This window comes from Actinospineispora acaciae DSM 45401 (assembly GCF_000620785.1).
Taxonomy (GTDB): domain Bacteria; phylum Actinomycetota; class Actinomycetes; order Mycobacteriales; family Pseudonocardiaceae; genus Pseudonocardia; species Pseudonocardia acaciae.
Genome location: NZ_JIAI01000018.1, coordinates 65,952 through 88,163 on the forward strand (window position 1 = coordinate 65,952; position 22,212 = coordinate 88,163).

The window sequence follows — 22,212 nt, forward strand, 5'->3', positions numbered from 1 at the left end:
CGTTCATTCGAAGGCCGTGCGCAGCTTCTTCTCCCGGATCACGTCCGAGGCGACCGCGCGCACCGCGTCGAGACCGGCCGAGACCGCCGGCTGTCGCCCGGAGCCCCGGCGGATGGCGGTGATCATCCGCCGGTAGGGCCGGACGGTGCCGTGCAGCGGTACCCGGGTCACGGCGTGCTCGGGCGGCACCGGGACCAGCCGGGGGAGCATGCACACGCCGAGGCCGTGGGAGACCAGCGCGGAGATCGCGAACCATTCCGTCGCGCGGTGCACGATCCGAGGCGTGAACCCGGCCGCCGCGCAGGCGGTGCGGATCAGGTCGTACTGGTCCGCGCGGTCGGGATCCTGGATCCACGGCTCGCGCGCGGCCTCGGTGAGCGCCACGCCCGCGCGCTCGGCGAGCCGGTGCGAGCGGGGGACCAGCAGGTCCACCGGGTCGTCCAGGAGCACCTGCTGCTCGAACCGCACGTCGTCGGTGGGCGGGTTGTCCGCGGTGGACAGGACGACCGCCACGTCCGCCTGTTCGGCGAGCAGCAGGGCGAAGGATCCGGCGCAGCTCGCCTGGTGCACGGCCACCGTCGTCTTGGCGTACCTGGACCGCAGCAGGGCGGCCGTCGGCGCGAGGAACCCGGCGATGGCGCTCGACACGCCGCACAGCCGCAGCTCGGTGGGTTCGCCGGCGGTGTGCGAGGCGAGCTCGGCCCGCGCGCGTTCCCATTCCTCGCACAGGACGTTGGCGTGCGCGATCACCACCCGCGCGGCGGAGGTGAGCCGAACCCCTCGTCCGTCCGGCTGCAGCAGCGGCACACCGAGGTCACGGGAAAGCTGATGCAGCTGGTGTGACACCGTCGACGGGCTGACGTTCAACGCGGCCGCCGCCCGGGTGACATTCCCGTGGTGCTCGAGCACTCGCAGTGTCTGCAGCCGGGGATCGATCATATGGGGATGGTACGGCGGCGAGCCGCCAACAGTTCGATCTCTCGAAACGATCGATCGCGCATTGCCATGGAAATCCCTGGTGGCAGAACTGGATTGTTCGAGCTGCTCGCACAGTAATGGTCTAGAACATTCAATAGACGTGCTGGTGTACGCGTACGACACTGTTCCGAACACGGTTGTCGAGATGCGGAGAGAAACCGATGAATGACGGTAGTCGAAAGCCAGCATTCTCCGTTGCCGAATACCGCGACCGCGCGGACCGGCTCCGGCGGCGCCTGGCCGAGCGGGACGTCGACGCGCTGCTCGTCATCGATCCGGCGAACATCAACTGGCTCACCGGCTACGAGTCGCGGTCGTACTACACGCCGCAGGCGGTCCTGGTCACCACCGAGGACCCCGAGCCGGTCTGGTTCGGACGTGACATCGACGTGCCGTGCGCGACCTGGACCACGCACCTCCCGCCGGACCGCATCATCGGGTACCCGGACACCTACGTCACCGACCCGGGCGTGCACGCCTTCGACTTCGTGGCCGAGCTCATCACCGCCCGCCTCCCCGCGCGCGGACGGCTCGCGGTGGAGACCGACGCGTTGAGCTTCACCCCGCGCGGCTACCGGGGCCTGACCGACCACCTGCCGTCGGCGACCGTCACCGACGGCACCGGGATCGTCAACCGCCTGCGCGCTGTCAAGTCCGACGCCGAGCTGACCTACATGCGCCAGGCCGGCCAGATCGCGATGCGCGCGATGGAACGGGCAACCGAGGTGATCCGCCCCGGCGTGCGCGAGTGCGACGCGATGGCCGAGATCTACCACGCCCTGCTCACCGGGCTGCCCGAGTTCGGCGGCGACATCCCGATCACCCCCAACATCGCCACCGGGCGGCAGACGGACTCCCCGCACCTCACCTGGAGCGACGCGCCCTTCGCCGCCGACACGCCGGTGAACCTGGAGCTCGCCGGCTGCCGGCACCGCTACCACTCGGCGCTGTCCCGCGGCTACGTGCTCGGCCGGCCCTCGCCCGAGCTGGTCGACACCGCCTCGGTCGTGCTGGACGGCTACCTGGCCGCGTTCGACGAGCTGCGTCCCGGCCGCGAATGTCGTGACGTCGCCGAGGCGTGGACCAAGGCCACCCAGGGGCGTGGCGTCACCAAGGACTCGCGGATCGGCTACACCATCGGGATCGGCTACCCGTCCGGCTCGTGGAGCGAGCGGGCCGCGTCGCTGTTCCCCAACGACCGCACGCCGATCGAGGCCAACATGACCTTCCACGTCATGTTGGGGGTCTGGACGCCCAACACGGGCGGGTACGTCTTCAGCGAGACCGTCCTGGTCACCGACGACCGGCCGGAGCCGCTGACCACCGCCGCGCGTGAGCTGGCGCGGCTGGGCACCTGACGCCGAGCACCCCGACGCAGCCGAGCTGATCGCAAGGAGGCCATCAGCATGAGCACGGCACGCCACCGCCCGTCCGTGGACACCCGGCCGGGCGGCACAACACCCACGCTCACCAGGGCGGAGACCGTCAAGGTCACCGTCGGCGCGACCGCCGGAACGGTGCTCGAATGGTACGACTACTTCCTGTTCGGCACGCTGGCCGCGCTCGTGTTCAACCGGCTGTTCTTCCCCGACGTGACCCCGATGACGGGCATCCTGCTGTCGTTGAGCACCTTCTCGGTCGGGTTCCTCGGCAGGCCGCTGGGCGGGATCGTCTTCGGCCACATCGGTGACCGGCACGGCCGGCTGGTGGCGTTCCGGGTCTCGCTGGTGCTCGCCGGCGGCGCGACCCTCGCCATGGGGCTGTTGCCGACCTACGCCTCGGCCGGGCTGGTCGCGCCGGCGTTGCTGGTGCTGCTGCGTTTCGTCCAGGGTGTCGGCCTCGGCGGCGAGTACGGCGGCGCGACCATCGTCATGGCGGAGGCGGCGCGACCGCGCCGGCGCGGGTTCGTCGCGAGCTGGGCGCAGTGGGCCGCGCCGGCCGGCCAGCTGCTGGGGCTCGGCGCCGTCGGCCTGATGTCGGCCGCCCTGCCCGAGGCCGCCTTCCGCGAGTGGGGATGGCGGGTGCCCTTCCTGGTCAGCGCCGTGCTCGTCGTCCTGGGCTACTACCTGCGCCTGCGCATGGTGGAGACCGAGCAGCTCCGCCGGTACCTCAGCGCCACCAACCGGGAGCGCAGCCCGCTGCGCCAGGTGCTGACCGACCACCGGAAGGCGTTGCTGATCACGATCGGCAGCCGCATGTCCTCCGACGTCACGATCTACGTGGTGTCCGTGTTCTCGCTGGCCTACCTCACCACCGCGCTCGGCGTCTCCTCGGACGTGGCCCTCTCGGCGGTGATCGTCGGCAACGCGCTGCAGATGATCGTGATCCCGCTGGGCGCGATCGTCGGGGACAGGATCGGCCGCCGGCCGGTGTACGTGTTCGGCGCGGTCGCGGCCGGCGCCTGGGGCTTCGCGTTCTTCCCGCTGCTCGGCACCAGGGGCACGGTCCCGATCATGGTCGCGATCTGCGGCGGGCTGGTGGCGCAGGCGATTGTGTCGTCCGGTCACGCCGCCTTCCACGTCGAGCGGTTCACCACGAACGTCCGCTACAGCGGCGTGTCGGTGGGGTACCAGCTCGGCGGGGTCATCGGCGGCGGCATCGCGCCGACCGTGGCGTTCGGGCTCTTCGCCGCGTTCGACTCCTGGGTTCCGGTGGCCGTCTACCTGGCCGTGGCCGCCGTCGCCACCATCGTCGCGGCCGCGCTCGCCGAGGAACGGAACCGGATCTCCCTGGACGAGGTCCCGTGACCTCCTTACCCGGTCTCGACGACATCCTCACCGCCCGCGCGCGGCTGGCCGGGCGGACGCGGCTGGTCGCCCTGGAGCGGGCCGGTGCCGACGTGTGGTGGGCGTGTGAGTACCGGCAGCCCACCGGCAGCTTCAAGATCCGTGGCGCGACCAATGCCGTGCTGGCCGCCGCGCACCGAGGCGCGACCGCGGTGACCACCGCGTCCACCGGCAACCATGCGCGGGCGGTCACCCATGTCGCGCGGGCCGAGGGGCTGGGCGTCACCGCGTTCGTCTCTCGCGGGGTGGCCGCGTCCCGGGTGCGCGCCCTGGAACGGGCCGGGGCTCGCGTCGATCGTCGCGCGGCGGACCAGGCGGAGGCGATCGCGCGGGCCGAGGCGGCCGCTGTGGAGCGCGGGCAGGTCTTCGTTCCGCCCTTCGACGACCCGGAGGTGATCGCCGGTCAGGGCACGCTGGGCCTGGAGCTGGGGGAGGCCCTGCCGGACCTGGACGTGGTGGTCGTCCCGGTCTCCGGCGGGGGGCTGGCCGCCGGGGTGGGGCTGGCGTTGCGCGGCCGGTACCCCGGGGTGCGGCTGGTCGGCGTGGGCGCCGAGCGGGCTCCGGCGATGGCGCGGTCGCTGGCGGCGGGGCGCCCGGTCGCCGTCGCCGAGGAGAGCACGGTGGCCACGTCCCTGATGGGTGATCTCGGTGCGGACAACCGCTTCAGCTTCGCCGTGTGCCGAGAGGTGATCGACGAGCTGGTTCTGGTCTCCGACGACGACCTGCTTGCCGCCACCGGCGCCCTGCACGCGGCCGGCCATCGCGTCGAACCCGCCGCGGCGGCGGGCGCGGCGCTGCTGCCTCGCGTCACCGGTCGCCGGGTGGCGGTGGTGCTCACCGGGCGCGCCGACGCCCCCGACGAAGGGAAGGAACCATGACGACCACCCCCACGCCCTCCGGGCACTACGCCCTCGCGGTGCGCCGAGGCGACTGGCTGTTCGTCGCGGGGCAGACCGGCGAGGACGCCCTCGGTGACCTGGGAGACCTCGCCGAGCAGACCGGTGGGGCGGTGGCCAACATCGCGGCCGTCCTCGCTGCCCACGGCGCCACCCTCGACGACGTCGTCCGCATGACCTGCTACCTCGTGGGCCTGCCCGACCCCGGCGTGTTCACGGAGTTCGATCGGGCGTACTCGGCGTCCCTCGGCGACCGCCACCCCGCGCGCACCACCGTCGGCGTCGCGGGCCTACCCGCCGGCGAGCTCATCGAGATCGAGGCCACCGCCGTGATCCCCGGATGACGTCGGCGGCCCTGTGCGGCTGCTCGCGGAACGGGAAGTGGCCGCAGTCGCCGAGCACGCGCAGGTCGAGCTCGCCGGGCGTGGTGGCGAGGATGTCCGCCAGCACGGCCAGGCGGTCGAGGTCCACCAACGGGTCGGCGGCGCCCGCGAGCAGGGTGATCGGGACGGCGAACCCCTGGTCGCGGGCATGGCCGTAGACGGCGTTGGCGGCGGCGATCCGGTCGGCGCGGACGTCGGCGGCCACGTCGAAGTCGTCCTGCCAGCCGAGGGCGGTGGCGTGTGCCGCGCCGGCCGCGTGCTCGGCCAGCAGCGCGAGCAGCTCCGGGGTGACGTGCTCCGGCCGGCGCGAGAGCCGCTCCAGCGCCCACCGCTGCGAGCCGGTCGACCACATCGGCCTCGGCGGATGCAGCAGCGTCAGGTTCTCCGGCATGTCCCCGGTGGGCAGCGCGCCGGTCGGGGAGACCAGGGTGAGCGAGGAGACAGGGGTTCCCCGGCGGCGGGCGAGCAGGAGCCCGACCAGATCGGCGTCGGCGTGGGTGACGACGGCGGCGCGGCGGACGCCGAGGCGCGCGGCGAGGCCCGCGACCAGGTCGGCCTGGCCGGCGACGGTCAACGCGGACGGGTCGGACGGCACGGTCCCGCCGGCGCCGGGCAGGTCGGGGGCGATGACCCGGGCGTGCTCACCGGCGAGCGCCGGGAGCAGCGGACGCCACAGGTCGGCGCAGGCGGCGTACGGGGTGGCTCCGGGCACGCCCCCGTGCAGCAGCAGGATCGCGGCGTCGCCCGCGCCGGCGCGCAGCACCCGGACCTGGTGGGCGCCGACGGTGACCGTGCCGACGGTGGGCTCAGTAGGCATGGTCGATCCTCGTGACGAAGGCGTGCAGCACCTCGTTGAACCAGGCGGGATGCTCGCGGTAGGGGAAGTGCCCGCACCTGTTCACGATGGACAGCGTGGTGTCGCGCTCGTGCGCGCTGACCGTGCGGAACAGGTCCAACGCCAGGTCGACCCGGGCGGTGCGGTCGTCGCGGCCCCAGATGATCTGGGTGGGGCGCTGCAGCCGGCCCTCGGCCAGCCAGCCGATCGTCTCCCGCTTCTCCCGCGCGAGCCGCGGCCAGAACACGCGCTCGAGCAGGCGGCCGGCGACCACCGTGTCGCGGGCGGCCCGGTAGCCCTCGGCGTTCATGGTCAGGTAGGTGGCGTCCAGCCACTCGTCGGTGACGGTGTCGGGGTCGTAGCAGTAGCGCTGGTTCACCCAGCGCTTGGCGTCGCGGGTGTCGGGCGGGTACGGGCACCCGGCCAGCGCGACGGCGTTGGTGCCCACGCCGGGGCTGAGCGTGCCGGAGCTGACCACGGTGAGGGAGCGGACCAGGTCCTGGCGCAGCAGCGCGGCGCGGGTGGCGATGTAGCCGCCCCGGGAGTGGCCGACCAGATGCACGGCCCCGAGGTCCAGCGTCTCGACCAGGTCGACCAGGTGCCCTACGACGGCCGCCATCGTGTAGTCGTCCGGTTCGGTGCCGGGGCTGTCGGAGAAGCCGTGGCCGAGCTTGTCGTAGGCGATCACCCGGTGCGTGCGCGCCAGCTCGGCGAACGTGGTCGACCAGGCGGCGGCGTTGGAGCCCCCGGCCTGGGTGACCGGGCCGAAGTTGCCGCCGTACACGTAGACCACGGGGATGCCGGTGCCGGCGTCCGCGTACCAGGTGCGTCGGTCGCCGACGGTGACGTAGCGGCCGGGGCCGACGCCGGGGTAGCTCGGGATGCTCACCGCCGGAACCCCTGGTCGAGCGCCCACTCGGCGATCTCGCCCTTGCGCGCCCACCAGACCCCGGGATGGCGTCGCGCGTGGGCGAGCGCGGCGCGCAGCGCCGGGACGAACGCCGGCCGGCCGCCCATGTGGCAGTGCACGACGATCTCCGCCCAGCCGGGGGCGCCGGCCACGCCTTCGGCGTAGAGGGTGTCGAAGGTGTCGGTGAAGCCGGCCAGGAACACGTCGGGGCCGTTGGCCGGCATCATCCACTGCACCAGGTCGTTGGCCGCGATGTTGGTCTTCGGCAGCACTACCAGCGGCCGCCCGTCGACGTCGACCACGAACGGGAGGTCGTCGCTGGCGTCGTCGCCGGTCCAGCGCAGGCCCTCCTCGACGAGGACGCGCTGGGTGTCGGGGGAGCCCTGGTTGCCGGGGCCGGACCAGCCGCTCGGCCGCTGCCCGCCCGCCGCGTCGCCGATCGCGTCCAGCGTGCGCCGCACCAGCTCCCGGTCGGTCTCCAGGTCCTGGGCCATCACGATGTCGTTGGCCCAGCCGTGCGCGACCAGCTCGTGGCCGTCGGCGCGGATGGCCTCGATGACCCCGGGGTGCGCTCGAGCGGCGAGCCCGGACACCGAGAAGCCCACCGGCACGTCCTGCTCGGCGAACAGGTCGAGCAGCCGCCACACGCCGGCGCGCGCACCGTAGTCGCCGAACGACAGCGAGAAGTGGTCCACCCCGCCGTCCCGGTACTCCTGGCGGTACTGGCTGTGCCGTTCGAAGCTCTCGAAGGCGACGCTGACCGACACCGCGATGGTCGCCCCGTCGGGCCAGTGCACGGTGCGGGGGCGGCGTGGCCGGATGGGCCGTGGCATGAACGCTCCTCTACTGATCGACTTCGGGGCTCTCAGCGCTGTCGCCAGACGATGCCGAGCATCACCAGGGTGGCGAGGGTGACGGCCAGGCAGGCCACGAGCACGGCTGTCGCGAACGGCATGGTTCCTCCTACCTGTTCCTGGCGCCGGCGAGCAGGTGTCCGAGGTAGGTTCGGCGTAGCGACGGCTCGACCAGGCCGAAGCAGCACAGCGCGGACAGCGCGGCGGCGCCGGCGAAGGCCAGGAACACCGGCCAGTACTGGGGCCCGTCCGGCCCGTGCAGCACCAGCATGCCGGCGAGCGGCTGGGCGAACGCGCTGCCGATGCTGGCGACGAAGATGGTCGCGCCGGCCACCCGCCCGACCACCCCGGGGGTGAGCAGCTCGGCGACGTAGGCCGGGGTGAGCACGGCCAGCGGGGACCACATGGCGAAGAACCCGGCGATCCCGAGCAGGGCGAACAGGACGCCGGCGGGCACCCCCCTCGGCAGCAGGGCCGCCGCCACGATCGCGGCGGCCGCGACGATCCCGCCGAGCAGCCAGACCGGGGTGCGCTTGAGCCCGAACACCGTGTCCGACAGCGCGCCCCCGGCCAGCGTGCCCAGGACCGTGCCGGCCCAGAACACCGACGCCATCGCGCCGGCGGTGAACAGGGGCATGCCGAGCTGCTGCACCCCGTAGGTGGGCAGCCAGGACGACAGCCCCCACACCTCGAACGAGGCGAAGAACATCGCCGAGGCCAGCAGCGCCACGTTGCGGTTCCCCAGCGCCTGGCGGTAGGAGATCGGGCGCTCGCCGGGCGGCAGCTCGTCGGCCGAGCGGGCCCGGGTCGGGTCGGTCACGGTGCCGACCCGGTCCGCGCCGCCCGAGCCGTAGATGGTCACCAGCTCGGCGCGCGAGACCCGGGGGCTGTTCTCCGGGCGGTCGAACACGTAGCGGTGGATCAGCGCGAGCAGCGGCAGCCCGAAGAAGGAGATGATCACGAACGGCCACCGCCAGGAGCCCGTCGCCTCGGCGAGCGGCACCGCGACCAGCGGGGCGATGATCGCGCCGGCGGTGTTGCCGGTCTGGTGGATCGCGTGCGCGCGGCCCCGGGTGCGGGCCGGGAACCACATGGCGATGAGCCGGGAGGCCGCCGTGTACTCGAAGCCCAGCGTGAACCCGAAGATCGCATTGCGGACCAGCAGGTCGGTGAAGGTGTGGGTGAACGCGATCGTCCAGGTGAACGTGGTGAACGCCGCCGCCGACAACGCCAGCGACCGCCGGGCGCCGAGCACGTCCGTCACATAGCCGGCCAGCGGCTGGGACAGCGCGTAGGTCAGGTAGAACGCGAACAGGATCCAGCCGAGCTGCGCGGTGTTCAGCGCCAGCGAGGCGGCCATCAACGGCAGCAGCGCGGACGTCTTGACCCGGTCCAGATAGTTGACGAAGTAGGTCAGCCAGTTCGTGGTCAGCATCTGGTAGCGCCGCTGCGCCCACCACGCGGTGTTATACGTTGGGCGGACGTCGTCCGCGGTGGCCGTCATCCCGGGAACCTCCTTCGGTTGTGCCGGGGATCGGCGGTCGACGCTAGCCGGGCGGCGGGAAGTGGCAGGGAAAACTCCGGATACGTCTGTGGCGGAGCGGTCGCGTGCAGGAATCGTTCGTGGCGGACGAGGTGGACCAGTCGCTGGTGCACGCCCTGCAGCTCGCGCCCCGGGCGTCCTGGGAGTACCTCGGCCCGCTGCTCGACGTCGACCCGGTCACCCTGGCCCGGCGCTGGAAACGGCTGCGTGAGCGGGGCGCCGCGCGGGTGACCGCCGTGCTGCCCGCCGCGGCGGCGCACGACTTCGTGATGGCGTTCGTCGAGCTGGACTGCGCTCCGGCGCGGACCGTCGACATCGGCCGGCTGCTCGCCGAGGAGCCGAGGGTCCAGACGATCTATGCGTGCACCGGCCAGTACCACCTCTACGTCACCGTCTACACCACCGGCCTGGACGACCTGGGCTACTACCTGACCGAGCGGATCGCGCGGATCGACGGGGTGCGCGCCATGCGCACCCACGTGGTGACCGACCTGCTGTTGCCCGGCGCCACCTGGGAGCTGCGGGCGTTGAGCCCGGCCCAGCGCACCCGGCTGCTCACCGACCACGCCCCGGCGAACGCGGCCGGGCGCCAGGGCGTGCTCGCCGCCGAGGACCAGCGGATCTTCGACGAGCTGGTGCGCGACGGCCGGGTCAGCTACCGGGAGCTGGGCCAGCGGCTGGAGGTGAGCGCCAGCACCGCGCGACGGCGGCTGAACGTGCTGCTCGCCGCGCGGGCCGTCGTCCCCCGCTGCGACATCGCACAGCGCGCGTTCGGCTGGTCGGCGTCGGTGGTGTTGTGGGCCTCGGGCGGACGCGACGGCGCCGCGCCGGTCGGCCGGATCCGCCGCGAGGTCCCCGAGGTGCGCCTGCTCGGCGCGGTGAGCGGCACCCGCAACCTCGCCTTCGTGCTGTGGCTGCGCCAGCTGGCCGACCTGGAGGCCGTCGAGCGGCGGCTCACCGACCTGCTGCCGGACCTGGTGGTCGACGAGCGCACGGTGTTGCTGGAGACGATGAAGCTCGCCGGGCACATGCTCGACCGCGCCGGCCGCCCCTGGGGCGTGGTGCCGACCAACGTGTGGTCGTCACTCCCGGACGACAGGTAGCCCGCCCTCGGGTCAGGCGTTGTAGCCGCCGTGGGCGTCCAGCACCGCGCCCGTGACGTACGAGGCGGCGGGGCTCGCCAGGAAGGCGATCGCGGCGGCGATCTCGCTCGGATGGCCGATGCGCTGCAGCGACAGCGAGCTGAGCAGCGCCTTGAGGGTTTCGGGGTTGGGCGGTTCCATCCCGGTCTCCATCAGCCCGGCCTCCACCACGTTGGCCGTGATGCCCCGCGGTCCGAGGTCGCGGGCGACGCCCATGGTGTACCGCTCGATCCCGGACTTGGACGCCGAGTAGTCCGCGACGCCGGGGATGCCGACCCGGCTGCCCAGTCCCGAGCTCACCGTGATGATGCGGCCGTCCGCGCGCAGCACCCGGGAGGCGGCCCGGATGATCGCGATCACGCCCAGGTAGTTCGTGGCGTGCATGCGGTCCAGCGCGGCCGTGTCGGCGTCCGGGTCGTCCACCGTGCGGCCCTGCTCCGGCGAGATCGCCGCGTTGTTGACGAGGATGTCCAGGCCGCCGAAGTACGCGACCACCTCGTCGATCAGCGCCGGCGCCCCGCTCGTGTCCGCCTGGTCGGACCGGAAGGCCGCGACCTTCGCGCCGGTGCCGCGCACCTCGTCGACGACGGCCTGTGCCTGCATCTGCGAGCTGACGTAGGTGAACCCGACGTCGGCGCCCTGCTCGGCCAGGAGCCTGACGGTGGCGGCCCCCAGTCCGCGGGACCCCCCGGTGACCAGGGCGACCTTGCCAGTGAGCGGTTCGTTCATTGCTTCCCACCTCGTCGTTGCGATCATTCAGTAGTCGTAACACTAGTTGTTACGACAATCTGTTGCAACTGTTGTTGTTACGACAGGGCGGTCGTAACATGGTGCGTTACGGCCGTGGGGAGGGTTCGTGAGCGCCAACAGCAGGTTGACGATCGCCGCTCACGCGCTGGCCTGGATCAGCCTCTACCAGCGCCAGGGCCACGAGGTGGCCACGTCCGAGCAGATCGCGACCAGCGCGAACACCAACCCCGTGGTGATCAGGCGGCTCCTTGGGGAGCTGCGCAAGGCCGGGCTCGTGGAGTCCCGGCGCGGCGTGGGCGCCGGCTGGTCGCTGGCGCGCGAGCTGGAGTCGATCACGCTGCTCGACGTGTACGACGCGGTCGAGGCCGGTCCGCTGTTCGCGATGCACCGCGCCACCCCGGACCAGGGGTGCGTGGTGGGCCACGGCATCCAACCGGCGATGCAGGGCATCTACGGGGGCATCGAGCAGACGCTGAGGGCCGAGCTGGCTCGCGTCACGATGGAGGACGTGCTCCGCGACGTCCTCGCGGTACCGCGCTAGCCCGGGCGCCGAACCCCGTCAGTTCGTTTCCCCTGGTCACCACCCGTGAGTGGTTAGAGGTGCTATGGCACCTCTAACCACTCACGGCTTCTGAGCTGGGCGTTTGCTGGTCCGCGGTCGGTTGTGGTCGGTTACCAGGTCTGGTTCAGCACGCGCAGGGTGTTGCCGCCGACGACCATGGCTATCTCGTCGTCGCGGTAGCCGTGCTTGACCAGCCAGCCGATCACGTTGCGGAAGTTCTCCGTCGGGTTCTCCATCCCGGCGCAGTACGGCACCCGTTCGACCGTCGGGTGCTTCGAGGCGGCGAACAGGTGGGCGAACGCGTGGTGCACCGCGACGTGGTCGCCGTACAGGGTGTCCGGGCCGAAGGTGACGTGTTCGATGCCCATCAGCTCGACGCAGTAGGTGAAGTGGTCCATCACCGACTCGATCGAGTGCCGGGGGTGGGCGGGGGAGAGCGTCGAGTGTGGTGCGGCCTCGATGCCCAGCAGCCCGCCGGACTCGGCGAGCGCACGCAGCACGTGGTCGGGCTTCATCCGCTCGGTCGGCCACACGGCTCGGGCGCCGGCGTGGGTGATCAGCACCGGTCGCTCGGACGCCGCGATGGCGTCCATCGAGGTGCGGTCGCCGGCGTGCGAGAGATCGATCGCCATGCCGAGCTTGTTCATCCGCTCGACGGCGCGCCGGCCGAACCGGGTGAGCCCGCCGTCGCGTGGTTCGGCAAGTCCGCCGCCGAGCAGGTTGGCCTCGTTGTAGACCACCCCGAGCTGGCGGACGCCGAAGCCGTAGAGCAGGTCCAGCCGGTCGATGTTGTTCTCGATCGGCGTCGCCGCCTCCAGGCCGAGCACCAGGGCGAGCCGCCCGTCGGCGCGCGCGGCGTGCAGGTCGGCGACCGTGCGGGCGATCGTCACGTAGTCCTGGTGGGCCACGTCGGCCAGCCGCATGCCGATGTCGTGCAGCACGTCGGTCCAGGTCCAGCCGTAGTGGCTGGTGATGCACCCGGTCGGCCCGGCCAGGTTGTCGAACACGGCGTCCAGGCCGGAGCGGGACAGGCCGAGGTAGGCCAGCGGGGTGCGGCCCCGGTGGGCGTAGTCCACGCCGTCGCGCAGGTCTGCCGGATAGACCTGCGGATGGTCGTGCAGGCTGATCACCATCGACTCGCGCAGCAGCCGTTCGGCTCGCGCCGCCTGGTCCTCGCTCAGACCGAGGTCGTACGGAGCGACCCGGTTCAGCTCCGGCGCGAGGTCGTAGGCGCGGTAGTCCCGCCCCGGGGTGAGGTACGAGAACGAGGTGTAGCCGTCGTACCTCATAGCCCGAGCTCCGGGAACAGCCCGGTCGCGTTGTCGCGCAGCACCGCGCGCCGCTCCGGCTCGGTGAACAGGTCGGTGGTGCGCAGGTCGGCGTTGAGCTCGGCGCTGAGCTCGGCGTGGGTGAACGGGTAGTCGCTGCCGTAGAGCATCCGGTCCACGCCGACCAGCGCGCGCAGCGAGGGGAGCTGGAAGGGCACCACGCTGCCGGCGAGGTCGAAGTAGCAGCGGCGCAGCGACGCCACGAATTCCGGGATCGGTTCGCGATCGGCCGCAAGGCCGGCGTTGACGGTCCAGACGTTGCGGGCGATGCGCTGGGCGAGCGCGGGCAGCGCGGCGCCGGCGTGCGGCACGATCAGCCGGACCCCGGGGTTGCGGGCGAGCGTGCCGGACATGATCAGGTTGATCACGGCGCGGGTGGAGTCGAAGAAGTACTCGTACATGGGGCGCGGCCAGCCGTCCAGCACGCCGGGCACCGCCCGCGAGGGTCCGGTGGGGTGCAGCAGCACGGCGGCGTTGCGGCGGGACAGCTCGGCGAACACCGGTTCGAGCCGGGCGTCCCCGAGGTACACGCCCGCCACGTTGCTCAGCAGGCTCACGCCCCAGGCGCCCAGCTCGTCGAACGCGTACTCGATCTCGGCCAGCGCCGCGTCGACATCCGGGACGGGCAGCGCGGCGAGGAATCCGAACCGGCCTGGATGCTCACCGACCAGTTCGGCGCCGCCCTCGTTGGCCACCCTGGCCACCTCGTGCCCGTCGCCGAGCCGCACCCCCGGCGTCGAGATGGACACCACCGAGGTCTGGATGCCCAGCCGGTCGAGGTGCTCGACGTGCGCGGCCGCGCTCCACCCCGGCAGGCCGGCGCGGTGCCCGTCCGGGTGGTCGATGCCCGCCGCAACGACCAGCGAGCGGTACCTCGGGGGCAGGTAGTGCACGTGCACGTCGAACGCGGGCAGCGCCCGCCGGCCGGACACCGGGTCGTCGAGGGCGGCCTCGACCTCGTCCGGACGCAGGCGACACATCGGGTCGGTCATGCCGTCGGCCTCCACCCGCTACCAGCACCAGCCGCGCTCGGCCGGCGGCGTCCACACGTTGGCCTTGCGCAGGTGGGGGAAGACGTCCGCCAGCTTGGCGACCTCGTCCGGGGCCCAGAGCAGCACCAGCAGCATGAACCCGCGCAGGCCGGTGGCGCGGTGGATGTCGATAAGCTGCTCGGCCACCTCCTCGGCGGTGCCGACCAGCACGCGGCTGCCGGCGGCCAGCCCGATCTTGCGGGCGGTCCGGTCGAACTCGGCGCTGTCGAAGGTGGACTGGTAGGTCTGGCTGCGGCTGAGGAAGCCCCGTGCCCACCCGCGCGCCGCGGGCAGGTCGACCGAGTCGCGGATCCACTCGTACTTCTCCCGGGCCTCGGCGTGAGTCTGCCCGACCACCACGCCGATCGACCCGGCCATGTTGACCTCCAGCGGTGACCTGCCCCTGGACTCGGTCAGGTCGGCCAGCCGTTGCACCGGCTCGCGCACCTTCGCCAGGTCGTCCACCACGGCGAAGAACGCGTAGTCGCAGGCGTTCGCGATGAGCTCCTGCCCGGCCGGGGACACGCCGGCGTTGAACAGCAACGGCCACGGCCGCTGCACCGGGTACGGGCCACGGGGCGTGCCGGAGAACGAGACGAACCGCCCGTCGAACTCCACCGGCTCGCCGTTCGCCGTCCACAGCGTCCGGACCGCGTCGATCGTCTCGGCGGCCATCGCGTAGCGGTCGTCGTGGTCGATGTCCTCGGGCAGGCCGAGCAGTCGGGACTCGGCCGGGTTCGCGCCGGGGACCACGTTCCAGCCCCACCTGCCGCCGCTGAGCACGTCCAGGTTGGCGCCGAACCGGGCGATCACGGCCGGGGAGTGGTACCGGGTGTGGATGGTGGTGACCACCCCGATGTGCCGGGTCGCCGCCATCACCACCGGCGCCCAGATGGGCGCGGCGATGCAGGGCTCGCCGTGGCCGACGCGCGCGTTGTCCGGCCCGTGGTGGGTGTAGCCGTCGGCGAAGAAGACGAAGTCGACGCCGATCGACTCGGCGGTGCGGGCCAGCGCCATGTGCTGGTCGACGTCGAGCACGTCGGGGTTGCGGTCGGCGACGGCCCGCGAGGTGACGTTGGGGGCCGGGGAGTTCGGCCACATGAGGCCGAACCGGAGCTGGGTGTCCGGGCGCCGCTCTTTCACCGTGCGTGTGGAGCCGTTGTGCATGGGGATCTCCTGGCCTTGTCGGATGGACGCGGCGCCGCTCTCATGTTCATTAGTTCGTATACGGAGGATTTAAGTCAAGGTGGAGCATCGACGATTCTGGCTTGCGGAACTCGCTCAGCCGGCGTCGGCGGACGTCACCGCGCGCATCGCGGCCAGGAACTCCGCCCGCTCGCCGTCGCCCAGCGGGGCGAGCAGCCGCGCGAGCGCCCTGTCGGCCCCGGGCTGGACCTGGGCCCGCACCGCCGCGCCGGCCTCGGTGAGCCGCAGCGCGTACCGGCGGGCGTCCCCGGCGTCCCTGGTCCGGCGGAGCAGGTCCCGTTCACACATCCGGGCCACCAGGTCCGCGTTGGTCGCCTTGTCCAGCGCGACCAGCTCCCCGAGCGTGCGCTGGTCGATCCCGTCGCGCCCCCGCATCGCGCCGAGCACCGAGTACTGGACCGGGGTGACCCGCCTCCCGGTCTCCTCCGCCCAGTACGCGGTGTGCGTCTGGTGGCAGATGCGGACCAGCCGGCCGAACGCCCAGGCGATCTCGTCGATCGAGATGCCCGCCGGGTCGCCGCCGGTCATCGTCGTGGACGGGTCGACCCGGTCGGCGAACGCGATCGCCCGCAGCCGGCGCAGCAGCCGGTGCCGCTCGGGGGGCGGCAGCGGGGCCAGGAAGCGCGCGTCGATCTCCTTGAGGTGCTCGACCTCGGCCCGCACCGTCCGCCGCGCGTCGTCGGTGACGTGCAACAGCTTGCGGCGCCCGTCGGCGGGGTCGCGGTGCCGGCGCACCAGCCCGCGCCGGACCAGCCGGCTCACCACGTCACCGACCGTCGACTTGTCCAGCGAGGCCAACTCGCCGACCGTCCGCTGGTCGACGCCCGGCGCGGTGGTCAGCGCGAGCAGCACGGCGTACTGCACGGGCGTCAGGGAGTCGCGGCCGGCGAGGTCCATCAGCGCGACGTGGCGCTGCTGGGCCACCCGCAACAGGTGCGCCGCATCGTCGCGGAGGCCGGCCATTCGCCGACACTAACAGCCGGGTTTCAGATCGAATCAGCCGAGCATGACGGCGCCGCCGTCCACGCTTATCGTCTGGCCCGTCACGTATCGGGCATCGTCGGAAAGAAAGAACGCGACAGGTCCGGCGATGTCGTCGGGTTCGCCGACCCGCCCGAGCGCTACCCCTTCGAGGTGACGTTCCCGGGCCGCCTCGGACATCCGCTCCCATTCGATACGGGTCGGCGCCGCCCAGATCAGGCCGGGCGCGACGCAGTTGACCCGGATCCCGGCCGGCCCGAGCTCGCGCGCCACCTGCCGGGTGAACCCGATGACGCCGGCCTTGGCCGCCGCGTACGCCTGGACGCCGGTGCGGGAGTAGGTGCGGCCGGCGCCGGAGGAGATGTTCACGATCGATCCGCCGCCGGCCCGCTTCATGGCGCGCACCGCCGCGCGGGTGCAGTGGAACACCCCGTCCAGGTTGAGCGCGGTGACCGCGTGCCAGTCCTGGTCGGAGACCTCGTCGAGGCCGTGTCGCGCGCCGCCCGGGCCGCCGGCCGCGTTGACCAGCGCGTCGATCCGGCCCTCGCGTTCCTCGATCCGGGCGAAGGCGGCGTCCACCGCTCCCGAGTCGGTCACGTCCACCTGGATCGAGGCGGCCTGGCCGGCTCGCCGGTCGAGTGCCCACACCGTGGCGCCGTCCGCGGCCAGCCGCCGGCAGATCGCCGCGCCGATGTCGCCGGCCGCCCCGGTGACCACCGCGACATCACCGAGCTCCATTCTCGCCTCACTCGCCGGCGGGGCTTGATGAGCGCTCTGTTGGTGGTCGCTTGTCGACCGGTGCGGGGTCGCGCTCCGTACCACTCCACGGAATGTGGAACCGGCCCGCCGAGCTGGCGCCGTCGACCGCCAGCACCGCGCCGCTGATGTACCCGCCCGCGTCCGAGCACAGGTACTCGACGGCCCCGGCCACATCCGTCGCCGCCCCGCGCCGGTTCAGCGGGGTGGCCGCCGCCATCGCCTCCGCGTAGTCGCCGGAGACGAAGTCACCGAGGCCCTCCCGGTAGCCGTGGTCGACGAACCCGGGCGCGACCACGTTCACCCTGATCCCGTGCTCGCCCAGCTCCATCGCGAGCACCTTGGCGTACATGACGATCCCCGCCTTGGACGCGCAGTACGCCGCCGCGCCCACCCGTCCGAGGCGGTGCGCGCCGCTGGACATGCAGCAGATCGCCCCGCCTTCGCCGGCGTCCACCATCGCCCGCCCGACAGCCCGGGTGAACAGGAAGGTGCCGGTGAGGTTGACGTCGATGACCCGGTCCCACCGAGCCTTGGAGCAGTCCAGCACCGGCGCGTTCGGCGCGATGCCCGCGTTGCTGACCGCCACCCGCGCCGGCCCGAACCGCTCGACGGCCGCCGCGACCGCGTCGCTCACCGCCGTCTCATCGGTGACGTCCGCCGGGAAGCCGGCCACCTGGTGGCCCGCCGCCCGCAGCCGCCGCACCGAGGCGGCCAGCCGCTCGCCGTCGATGTCCAGCAGCGCCACCCGGTCGCCCAGCTCCGCGAACCGGGTGGCGATCGCCAGGCCGAGCCCGTCCGCCGCTCCGGTCACCACGACCGCGCGGCCTCGTCCATCCATGGTCATTGGTGTCCTACCTGGTAGAGCCAGTCGATGTGGCGGTAGTCGGCGGGGTCCCGGTCGGTGAGCAGCGCATTGCGCACCGAGCGGAACAGCCCGTCGCAGTGCCAGAGCTCGCCCCACCGCCGCGCGGTCCGTTGCACGCGAGCGGTGCGCGGAGACCGTTCCTCGGCATAGCGCCGCAGCGCGCCGTCCCAGTCGACCCGGCCGTCGCCGGTGTGCCTGGTCAGCTGGGTGGCCAGGCTGTGGGCGTCCTCCAGAGCCTGGCAGGCGCCCTGGGCGAGGTACTGGAGCATCGGATGGGCGGCGTCGCCCATGAGCACCAGCCGGCCGTCGACCCAGCCGTCGATCGGTTCGCGGTCGAACATCCGCCAGCATCGGTCCCGCCAGAGCAGGGGCAGCGCGTCCCGGACCGGCGCGCAGGTCGCCGCGAAGGCCGCGTCCAGCTCGTCCGGCGTGCCCCACTCGGCCTCGCCGGCCAGCGCGCGGGCCGACCGGAACACCGCCACCTGGTTGAACAGCTCGCCCCGGCGCAGCGGGTACTGCACAAGGTGACAGCGCGGCCCGATGTGGACCACGACGTCCCGAAGGTGCGGGTCGCCGGGCAGCTCGTGGACGGGCACGGCGCCCCGGTAGGCGACGTACGCCGAGCTGATCGGCTCGTCGTCGCTGATCCGCGCGCGCAGCCGCGAGCCGAGCCCGTCGGCCGCCACCACGATGCTGGCGGTGTCGCGCCGGTCGGCGGTGACGGCGCTGGCCCGGCCGCTGCCCAGCTCGACGTCGCGAACCTCCGCGTCGGTGACCAGCTCGACCCCCTCGGCGCGGCAGGCCCGCAGCAGGATCGCATGCAGGTCGCCGCGATGGATGACGACGTACGGCGCCCCGTAGCGCCGCTCCAGGTCGGCGAGGTCGAGGTGGGTGAGCTCGCGCCCGTCGACCGCGTCGCGCATCACCAGCCGCCGGGGGAGCACGCCGTGGGCGACGACGTCGTCGAGCAGCCCCCAGCCGCGCAGCACACGGGTCGCGTTCGGCGCGAGCTGGAGCCCGGCGCCCACCTCGCCGAACCGCGCGGCCTGCTCCAGCACCCGGACCCGCAGCCCAGGCCTGGCCAGCGCCAGCGCCAGCGCGCCGCCGAGCCCGCCGATGCCGCCGCCGACGACGACCACGTCGGTGTCGGGAGAAGCGTTCATGCCCGCACCGCGTTGCGCAGCCGGCCGATGTGCTCGATCTCGGTGACGAGCGTCGCGCCCTCGGTGAGGTAGCGGCGGGGGCTGCGGGCGTGGCCGACCCCGCCCGGCGTGCCGGTGGCGATGACGTCGCCCGGCCGCAGGGTGAGGATCCGGGACAGGTAGCCGACCAGGGCCACCGGGTCGAACACCAGGTCGGCGGTGTTGGCCGACTGCACGACCTCCCCGTCCACGGCGGCGGACAGCTCCAGGCTGGGGCGGGTGCCGCCGGGCAGCTCGTCCGGGGTCACCAGCACCGGCCCGAACGGCGTGCTGGCCTCGAACGTCTTGCCCTGCAGCCACTGCGGTGAGCGGTACTGCCAGTCGCGCATGGTGACGTCGTTGAGCACGGCGAACCCGGCGATCGCCGCCTCCGCCTCCGGCCCGCTCGCCCGGCGCACCGGCGCACCGACGACCACCGCCAGCTCGGCCTCCCAGTCCACGGCCCGGGACGCCGGATCGAGGGTGATGGGATCGTCCGGGCCGACCAGGGCCTCGGCGAACTTGGCGAACAGCGTGGGATGCTCCGGCAGCTCGCGGCCCATCTCCAGGATGTGGGTGCGGTAGTTCAGCCCGACGCAGAGGATCTTGCCGGGACGGGGCACGAGCGGGGCCAGCGAGACGTCGCCGAGGCGGTGGCGCGGGCCGTCGGAGCGGGCGGCGGCCTCGCGCCACCTCGGATCGGCCAGCAGCGTCCCTAGGTCGGGCGCATCCAGCTCGACGACTGTCCGCCCGTCCTCGGCGACGCGGCCCGCGCGGGTGCCGGCCCGGGCGCGGAAGGTGGTCAACTTCACGGGCCGGAACCTACGACCCCGCCCGCCGGGAGCCGTCCAAACTTCTGCTCTGAAGAAGTCAGCCGTCGTCGGCGCCGAGGCCGGCGGCCCGCAGGTCGTGTTCCAGCTCCTGGCGGACCTCGCGCATCAGCTCGACGGCCCGGCCCTCGAACAGGGACCGGAACCGCGTTCGCGGGGTGGAGACGGAGAACGCCGCCATGGCCGAGGGCCGCCGCGCGACCACCGCCATGCCGACCGCCGCGACGCCGGACTCGGTCTCCTCGATGTTGAGCGCGTACCCGTTGTGCCGCACCCGGGCGAGCTCGTCGAGCAGCGCGGTGAAGGTGGGCTCGTCGAGCCGCTCCCCGGCCAGCTCCGAGCCGGCGCCGAGGTAGAGCCGGCGCAGGGTGGCCTCGTCCAGCTCGGCGAGCAGCGCCTTGCCGCCGGAGGCGCGGCGGGCGGGCAGCACGGTGCCCTGCCGGTCGCTGACCCGCAGCACGTTGCGGGCCTCGACGCTGAGCAGGAACCGGACCCTGGTGCCGGCCCTGATCACCAGGTTGACCGTCTCGTCGAGCCGGTCGGACAGCGCCTCCAGGTGCGGGGCGGCGAGGTCGCGCAGCTCCCTGGCCCAGCTCAGCCCGGCCGGGCCGTTGCCCATCCCGGGTCCCGGCAGGTAGGCGCGATGCTCGTCCTGGATGGCGAACCCCCGGAAGACCAGCATGGACAACAGCCGGTGCGCGGTGGACTGGGCCACCCCCAGCTCCTCGGCGGCGTCCTTGAGCCGCAGCCGCCCCTCGTCGCGCAGCATCTGCAGCAGCCGCAGCGTGTTGTCCACCGAGGTCACCAGGTAGGCCGGCCGCTTCTGCAGCTGCATCTTCTGCATAGAGGAATTTTATGGAGTCCGGGCGGGAGCGGCCGGGACAGTGGCCGGCATCACCGAGCGGACCGGGAAGGAGTCGACATGGCGGAGTTGCCGGCACCGGTGGCGCGGGCGCTGGACCGGGAGTGGCGGTTGCTGGCCGGCGGGGAGCTGCGCGCGGCCCGGAGCGGGCGCACGTTCCGGCGGGTCAGCCCGGTCACCGAGACCGTGATCGCCGAGGTGCCCGACGCCGGCCAGGCCGACGTGGACGACGCCGTGGCCGCGGCTCATGGCGCCCGCCGGGCCTGGCGCGACACGACCGCGACCGAACGCGCGGCGCTGGTGCGCCGGCTGGCCGACCTGGTGGAGCGGCACGGCGAGGAGCTGGCGCTGCTGGACACGATCGACGCCGGCTCGCCGATCTCGAACTCCCGGGCCGACGTCGCGGTGGCCGCCGCGCAGCTGCGGATGTTCGCCGGGCTGGCGCTGGAGCTGAAGGGCACCACGATCCCGGCCAGCGACGCGCTGCACCTCACGGTGCGCGAGCCGGTCGGGGTGGTCGCGCGGATCGTGCCGTACAACCACCCGCTGATGTTCGCCTGCAAGGTCGGCGCGCCACTGGTGGCCGGGAACCCCACGGTGCTCAAGCCGCCGGAGGCGGCCCCGCTGTCGGCGCTGCGGCTCGGCGAGCTGGCCGCCGAGGTGTTCCCGCCCGGCGTGCTGTCGGTGCTGGTGGGTGACGGGCCGGCGGTGCCGGACGCGCTGGTGCGGCACCGGAAGGTGCGCCGGATCGGGTTCATCGGTTCGGAGCCGACCGGGCGGGCGATCCAGCGGGCGGCAGCGGAGTCCGGGGTCAAGGACGTGACGCTGGAGCTGGGTGGGAAGAACGCCATGGTGGTCTTCGCCGACGCCGACCTGGAGGCGGCCGCCGAGGGCGCGGTGTTCGGCATGAACTTCACCTGGTCCGGCCAGTCCTGCGGGTCCAACTCCCGGTTGCTGGTGCAGCGCGAGGTGCACGACCGGCTGGTCGCCAGGGTGGTGGAGCTGGTCGAGGCCCGCCGGATCGGCGATCCGCTGGCCGAGTGGTCCGAGCAGGGCACGATGATCAACCGCGCGCAGTACGAGAAGTCGCTGCGCTACATCGACATCGCGGTCGGCGAGGGCGCCAAGGTGGCCACCGGCGGCGGACCCGGCTTCGAGCGCGGGCTCTACGTGGCGCCCACCGTGCTCACCGACGTCACCCCGACCTCCCGGATCGCCCAGGAGGAGGTGTTCGGGCCGCTGCTGTCGGTGATCCCGTTCGACGACGAGCGCGAGGCGATCGAGATCGCGAACGGCGTCGAGTACGGGCTGACCGCCAGCGTGTGGACCCGCGACCTCGACCGGGCGCACCGGGTGGTGCGGGAGTTCGAGGCCGGCCACACCTGGATCAACGGCTCCTCGCGGCACTTCCCGAACGTCCCCTTCGGCGGGGTCAAGGGCTCCGGCGTCGGGCGTGAGGAAAGCCTGGAGGAGCTGCTCAGCTACACCGACCTCAAGGCGATCAACGTCATGTTCCGCCGCTGACCCGTA

At 72.9% G+C, this 22,212-nt stretch carries 22 protein-coding genes; 7 read left to right on the forward strand and 15 right to left on the reverse strand.

Features of this window, described 5'->3' with window-relative positions:
* Positions 1–3: 3 nt before the first annotated feature.
* Positions 4–939: a LysR family transcriptional regulator gene (locus tag N912_RS0142735; RefSeq protein ID WP_028927261.1), complete on the reverse strand. Its 936-nt coding sequence runs from the start codon at positions 937–939 to the stop codon at positions 4–6.
* Positions 940–1,139: 200 nt separating this feature from the next.
* Between N912_RS0142735 and N912_RS58220 the strand changes: the two genes are divergently transcribed.
* Genes N912_RS58220 through N912_RS0142755 form a run of 4 tightly spaced genes read left to right on the forward strand, consistent with a single transcriptional unit; the run spans position 1,140 to position 5,004 of the window.
* Positions 1,140–2,336 carry a M24 family metallopeptidase gene (locus N912_RS58220; protein WP_051581580.1) on the forward strand — a complete coding sequence of 399 codons (1,197 nt, stop codon included), beginning with the start codon at positions 1,140–1,142 and terminating at the stop codon, positions 2,334–2,336.
* Positions 2,337–2,384: 48 nt separating this feature from the next.
* Complete coding sequence (locus N912_RS0142745; protein ID WP_051581581.1) at positions 2,385–3,725, forward strand: MFS transporter; 1,341 nt, start codon at positions 2,385–2,387, stop codon at positions 3,723–3,725.
* Positions 3,722–4,642: a pyridoxal-phosphate dependent enzyme gene (locus N912_RS0142750; protein ID WP_028927263.1), complete on the forward strand. Its 921-nt coding sequence runs from the start codon at positions 3,722–3,724 to the stop codon at positions 4,640–4,642. The genes N912_RS0142745 and N912_RS0142750 overlap by 4 nt, the downstream gene beginning before the upstream one ends.
* On the forward strand, positions 4,639–5,004 hold the full coding sequence (locus N912_RS0142755) for a RidA family protein (protein ID WP_028927264.1): 366 nt from the start codon (positions 4,639–4,641) through the stop codon (positions 5,002–5,004). Before N912_RS0142750 ends, N912_RS0142755 begins: the two co-directional genes overlap by 4 nt.
* On the opposite strand, the gene N912_RS61260 is transcribed toward N912_RS0142755, so the two are convergent.
* The 4 genes from N912_RS61260 to N912_RS0142780 form a co-directional block, all read right to left on the reverse strand.
* Positions 4,967–5,860 (reverse strand): alpha/beta fold hydrolase, encoded by an 894-nt coding sequence (locus tag N912_RS61260; protein WP_051581582.1) that lies wholly within the window; start codon positions 5,858–5,860, stop codon positions 4,967–4,969. The two genes, N912_RS0142755 and N912_RS61260, sit on opposite strands and share 38 nt — an antisense overlap.
* Positions 5,850–6,767 (reverse strand): alpha/beta fold hydrolase, encoded by a 918-nt coding sequence (locus tag N912_RS0142765; RefSeq protein WP_028927265.1) that lies wholly within the window; start codon positions 6,765–6,767, stop codon positions 5,850–5,852. Before N912_RS0142765 ends, N912_RS61260 begins: the two co-directional genes overlap by 11 nt.
* Positions 6,764–7,621: a polysaccharide deacetylase family protein gene (locus tag N912_RS61265; protein ID WP_051581583.1), complete on the reverse strand. Its 858-nt coding sequence runs from the start codon at positions 7,619–7,621 to the stop codon at positions 6,764–6,766. The genes N912_RS0142765 and N912_RS61265 overlap by 4 nt, the downstream gene beginning before the upstream one ends.
* A 130-nt stretch (positions 7,622–7,751) precedes the next feature.
* Positions 7,752–9,146, reverse strand: coding sequence for an MFS transporter (locus N912_RS0142780; protein ID WP_028927266.1), 1,395 nt, complete (start codon positions 9,144–9,146; stop codon positions 7,752–7,754).
* 104 nt (positions 9,147–9,250) lie between these two features.
* Here N912_RS0142780 and N912_RS58235 point away from each other — a divergent pair, with 104 nt between their 5' ends.
* Entirely contained in the window at positions 9,251–10,288 is a 1,038-nt protein-coding gene (locus N912_RS58235; RefSeq protein ID WP_037069541.1) for an Lrp/AsnC family transcriptional regulator, read from the forward strand.
* 12 nt (positions 10,289–10,300) lie between these two features.
* On the opposite strand, the gene N912_RS0142790 is transcribed toward N912_RS58235, so the two are convergent.
* Positions 10,301–11,056 carry an SDR family NAD(P)-dependent oxidoreductase gene (locus tag N912_RS0142790; protein ID WP_028927267.1) on the reverse strand — a complete coding sequence of 252 codons (756 nt, stop codon included), beginning with the start codon at positions 11,054–11,056 and terminating at the stop codon, positions 10,301–10,303.
* Positions 11,057–11,183: 127 nt separating this feature from the next.
* On the opposite strand from N912_RS0142790, the gene N912_RS0142795 reads away from it, so the two are divergent.
* Positions 11,184–11,618: an Rrf2 family transcriptional regulator gene (locus tag N912_RS0142795; protein ID WP_028927268.1), complete on the forward strand. Its 435-nt coding sequence runs from the start codon at positions 11,184–11,186 to the stop codon at positions 11,616–11,618.
* A gap of 131 nt (positions 11,619–11,749) precedes the next feature.
* Here the strand turns inward: N912_RS0142795 and N912_RS0142800 are convergent, their stop codons facing one another.
* The 9 genes from N912_RS0142800 to N912_RS0142840 form a co-directional block, all read right to left on the reverse strand.
* Entirely contained in the window at positions 11,750–12,928 is a 1,179-nt protein-coding gene (locus N912_RS0142800) for a dipeptidase (RefSeq protein WP_028927269.1), read from the reverse strand.
* Positions 12,925–13,959, reverse strand: coding sequence for an amidohydrolase family protein (locus tag N912_RS0142805; RefSeq protein WP_211261596.1), 1,035 nt, complete (start codon positions 13,957–13,959; stop codon positions 12,925–12,927). Before N912_RS0142805 ends, N912_RS0142800 begins: the two co-directional genes overlap by 4 nt.
* An 18-nt stretch (positions 13,960–13,977) precedes the next feature.
* A complete protein-coding gene (locus tag N912_RS58240) occupies positions 13,978–15,165 on the reverse strand; it encodes an LLM class flavin-dependent oxidoreductase (RefSeq protein ID WP_051581585.1) in 1,188 nt (395 codons plus the stop codon).
* Between the two features lie 114 nt (positions 15,166–15,279).
* A complete protein-coding gene (locus tag N912_RS61270) occupies positions 15,280–16,167 on the reverse strand; it encodes a MarR family winged helix-turn-helix transcriptional regulator (RefSeq protein WP_051581586.1) in 888 nt (295 codons plus the stop codon).
* 33 nt (positions 16,168–16,200) lie between these two features.
* Positions 16,201–16,923: an SDR family NAD(P)-dependent oxidoreductase gene (locus N912_RS0142820; RefSeq protein WP_028927271.1), complete on the reverse strand. Its 723-nt coding sequence runs from the start codon at positions 16,921–16,923 to the stop codon at positions 16,201–16,203.
* A gap of 7 nt (positions 16,924–16,930) precedes the next feature.
* Complete coding sequence (locus tag N912_RS58255; protein WP_169748052.1) at positions 16,931–17,788, reverse strand: SDR family NAD(P)-dependent oxidoreductase; 858 nt, start codon at positions 17,786–17,788, stop codon at positions 16,931–16,933.
* Complete coding sequence (locus N912_RS64790; protein WP_028927272.1) at positions 17,785–18,972, reverse strand: FAD-dependent monooxygenase; 1,188 nt, start codon at positions 18,970–18,972, stop codon at positions 17,785–17,787. The genes N912_RS58255 and N912_RS64790 overlap by 4 nt, the downstream gene beginning before the upstream one ends.
* Positions 18,969–19,802 carry a fumarylacetoacetate hydrolase family protein gene (locus N912_RS0142835; RefSeq protein ID WP_028927273.1) on the reverse strand — a complete coding sequence of 278 codons (834 nt, stop codon included), beginning with the start codon at positions 19,800–19,802 and terminating at the stop codon, positions 18,969–18,971. Before N912_RS0142835 ends, N912_RS64790 begins: the two co-directional genes overlap by 4 nt.
* A gap of 58 nt (positions 19,803–19,860) precedes the next feature.
* Entirely contained in the window at positions 19,861–20,664 is an 804-nt protein-coding gene (locus tag N912_RS0142840; protein WP_028927274.1) for an IclR family transcriptional regulator, read from the reverse strand.
* Positions 20,665–20,742: 78 nt separating this feature from the next.
* Between N912_RS0142840 and N912_RS0142845 the strand changes: the two genes are divergently transcribed.
* On the forward strand, positions 20,743–22,206 hold the full coding sequence (locus tag N912_RS0142845; protein WP_084211814.1) for an aldehyde dehydrogenase family protein: 1,464 nt from the start codon (positions 20,743–20,745) through the stop codon (positions 22,204–22,206).
* Positions 22,207–22,212: the final 6 nt, after the last annotated feature.

What these genes read in the sequence shown, in the direction of transcription:
- N912_RS0142735 (WP_028927261.1), bottom strand. Translation starts at nt 939, where the DNA reads ATGATCGATCCCCGGCTGCAGACACTGCGAGTGCTCGAGCACCACGGG.
- N912_RS58220 (WP_051581580.1), top strand. Translation starts at nt 1,140, where the DNA reads ATGAATGACGGTAGTCGAAAGCCAGCATTCTCCGTTGCCGAATACCGC.
- N912_RS0142745 (WP_051581581.1), top strand. Translation starts at nt 2,385, where the DNA reads ATGAGCACGGCACGCCACCGCCCGTCCGTGGACACCCGGCCGGGCGGC.
- N912_RS0142755 (WP_028927264.1), top strand. Translation starts at nt 4,639, where the DNA reads ATGACGACCACCCCCACGCCCTCCGGGCACTACGCCCTCGCGGTGCGC.
- N912_RS61260 (WP_051581582.1), bottom strand. Translation starts at nt 5,860, where the DNA reads ATGCCTACTGAGCCCACCGTCGGCACGGTCACCGTCGGCGCCCACCAG.
- N912_RS61265 (WP_051581583.1), bottom strand. Translation starts at nt 7,621, where the DNA reads ATGCCACGGCCCATCCGGCCACGCCGCCCCCGCACCGTGCACTGGCCC.
- N912_RS0142780 (WP_028927266.1), bottom strand. Translation starts at nt 9,146, where the DNA reads ATGACGGCCACCGCGGACGACGTCCGCCCAACGTATAACACCGCGTGG.
- N912_RS0142790 (WP_028927267.1), bottom strand. Translation starts at nt 11,056, where the DNA reads ATGAACGAACCGCTCACTGGCAAGGTCGCCCTGGTCACCGGGGGGTCC.
- N912_RS0142800 (WP_028927269.1), bottom strand. Translation starts at nt 12,928, where the DNA reads ATGAGGTACGACGGCTACACCTCGTTCTCGTACCTCACCCCGGGGCGG.
- N912_RS0142805 (WP_211261596.1), bottom strand. Translation starts at nt 13,959, where the DNA reads ATGACCGACCCGATGTGTCGCCTGCGTCCGGACGAGGTCGAGGCCGCC.
- N912_RS58240 (WP_051581585.1), bottom strand. Translation starts at nt 15,165, where the DNA reads ATGCACAACGGCTCCACACGCACGGTGAAAGAGCGGCGCCCGGACACC.
- N912_RS61270 (WP_051581586.1), bottom strand. Translation starts at nt 16,167, where the DNA reads ATGGCCGGCCTCCGCGACGATGCGGCGCACCTGTTGCGGGTGGCCCAG.
- N912_RS0142820 (WP_028927271.1), bottom strand. Translation starts at nt 16,923, where the DNA reads ATGGAGCTCGGTGATGTCGCGGTGGTCACCGGGGCGGCCGGCGACATC.
- N912_RS58255 (WP_169748052.1), bottom strand. Translation starts at nt 17,788, where the DNA reads ATGACCATGGATGGACGAGGCCGCGCGGTCGTGGTGACCGGAGCGGCG.
- N912_RS64790 (WP_028927272.1), bottom strand. Translation starts at nt 18,972, where the DNA reads ATGAACGCTTCTCCCGACACCGACGTGGTCGTCGTCGGCGGCGGCATC.
- N912_RS0142840 (WP_028927274.1), bottom strand. Translation starts at nt 20,664, where the DNA reads ATGCAGAAGATGCAGCTGCAGAAGCGGCCGGCCTACCTGGTGACCTCG.
- N912_RS0142845 (WP_084211814.1), top strand. Translation starts at nt 20,743, where the DNA reads ATGGCGGAGTTGCCGGCACCGGTGGCGCGGGCGCTGGACCGGGAGTGG.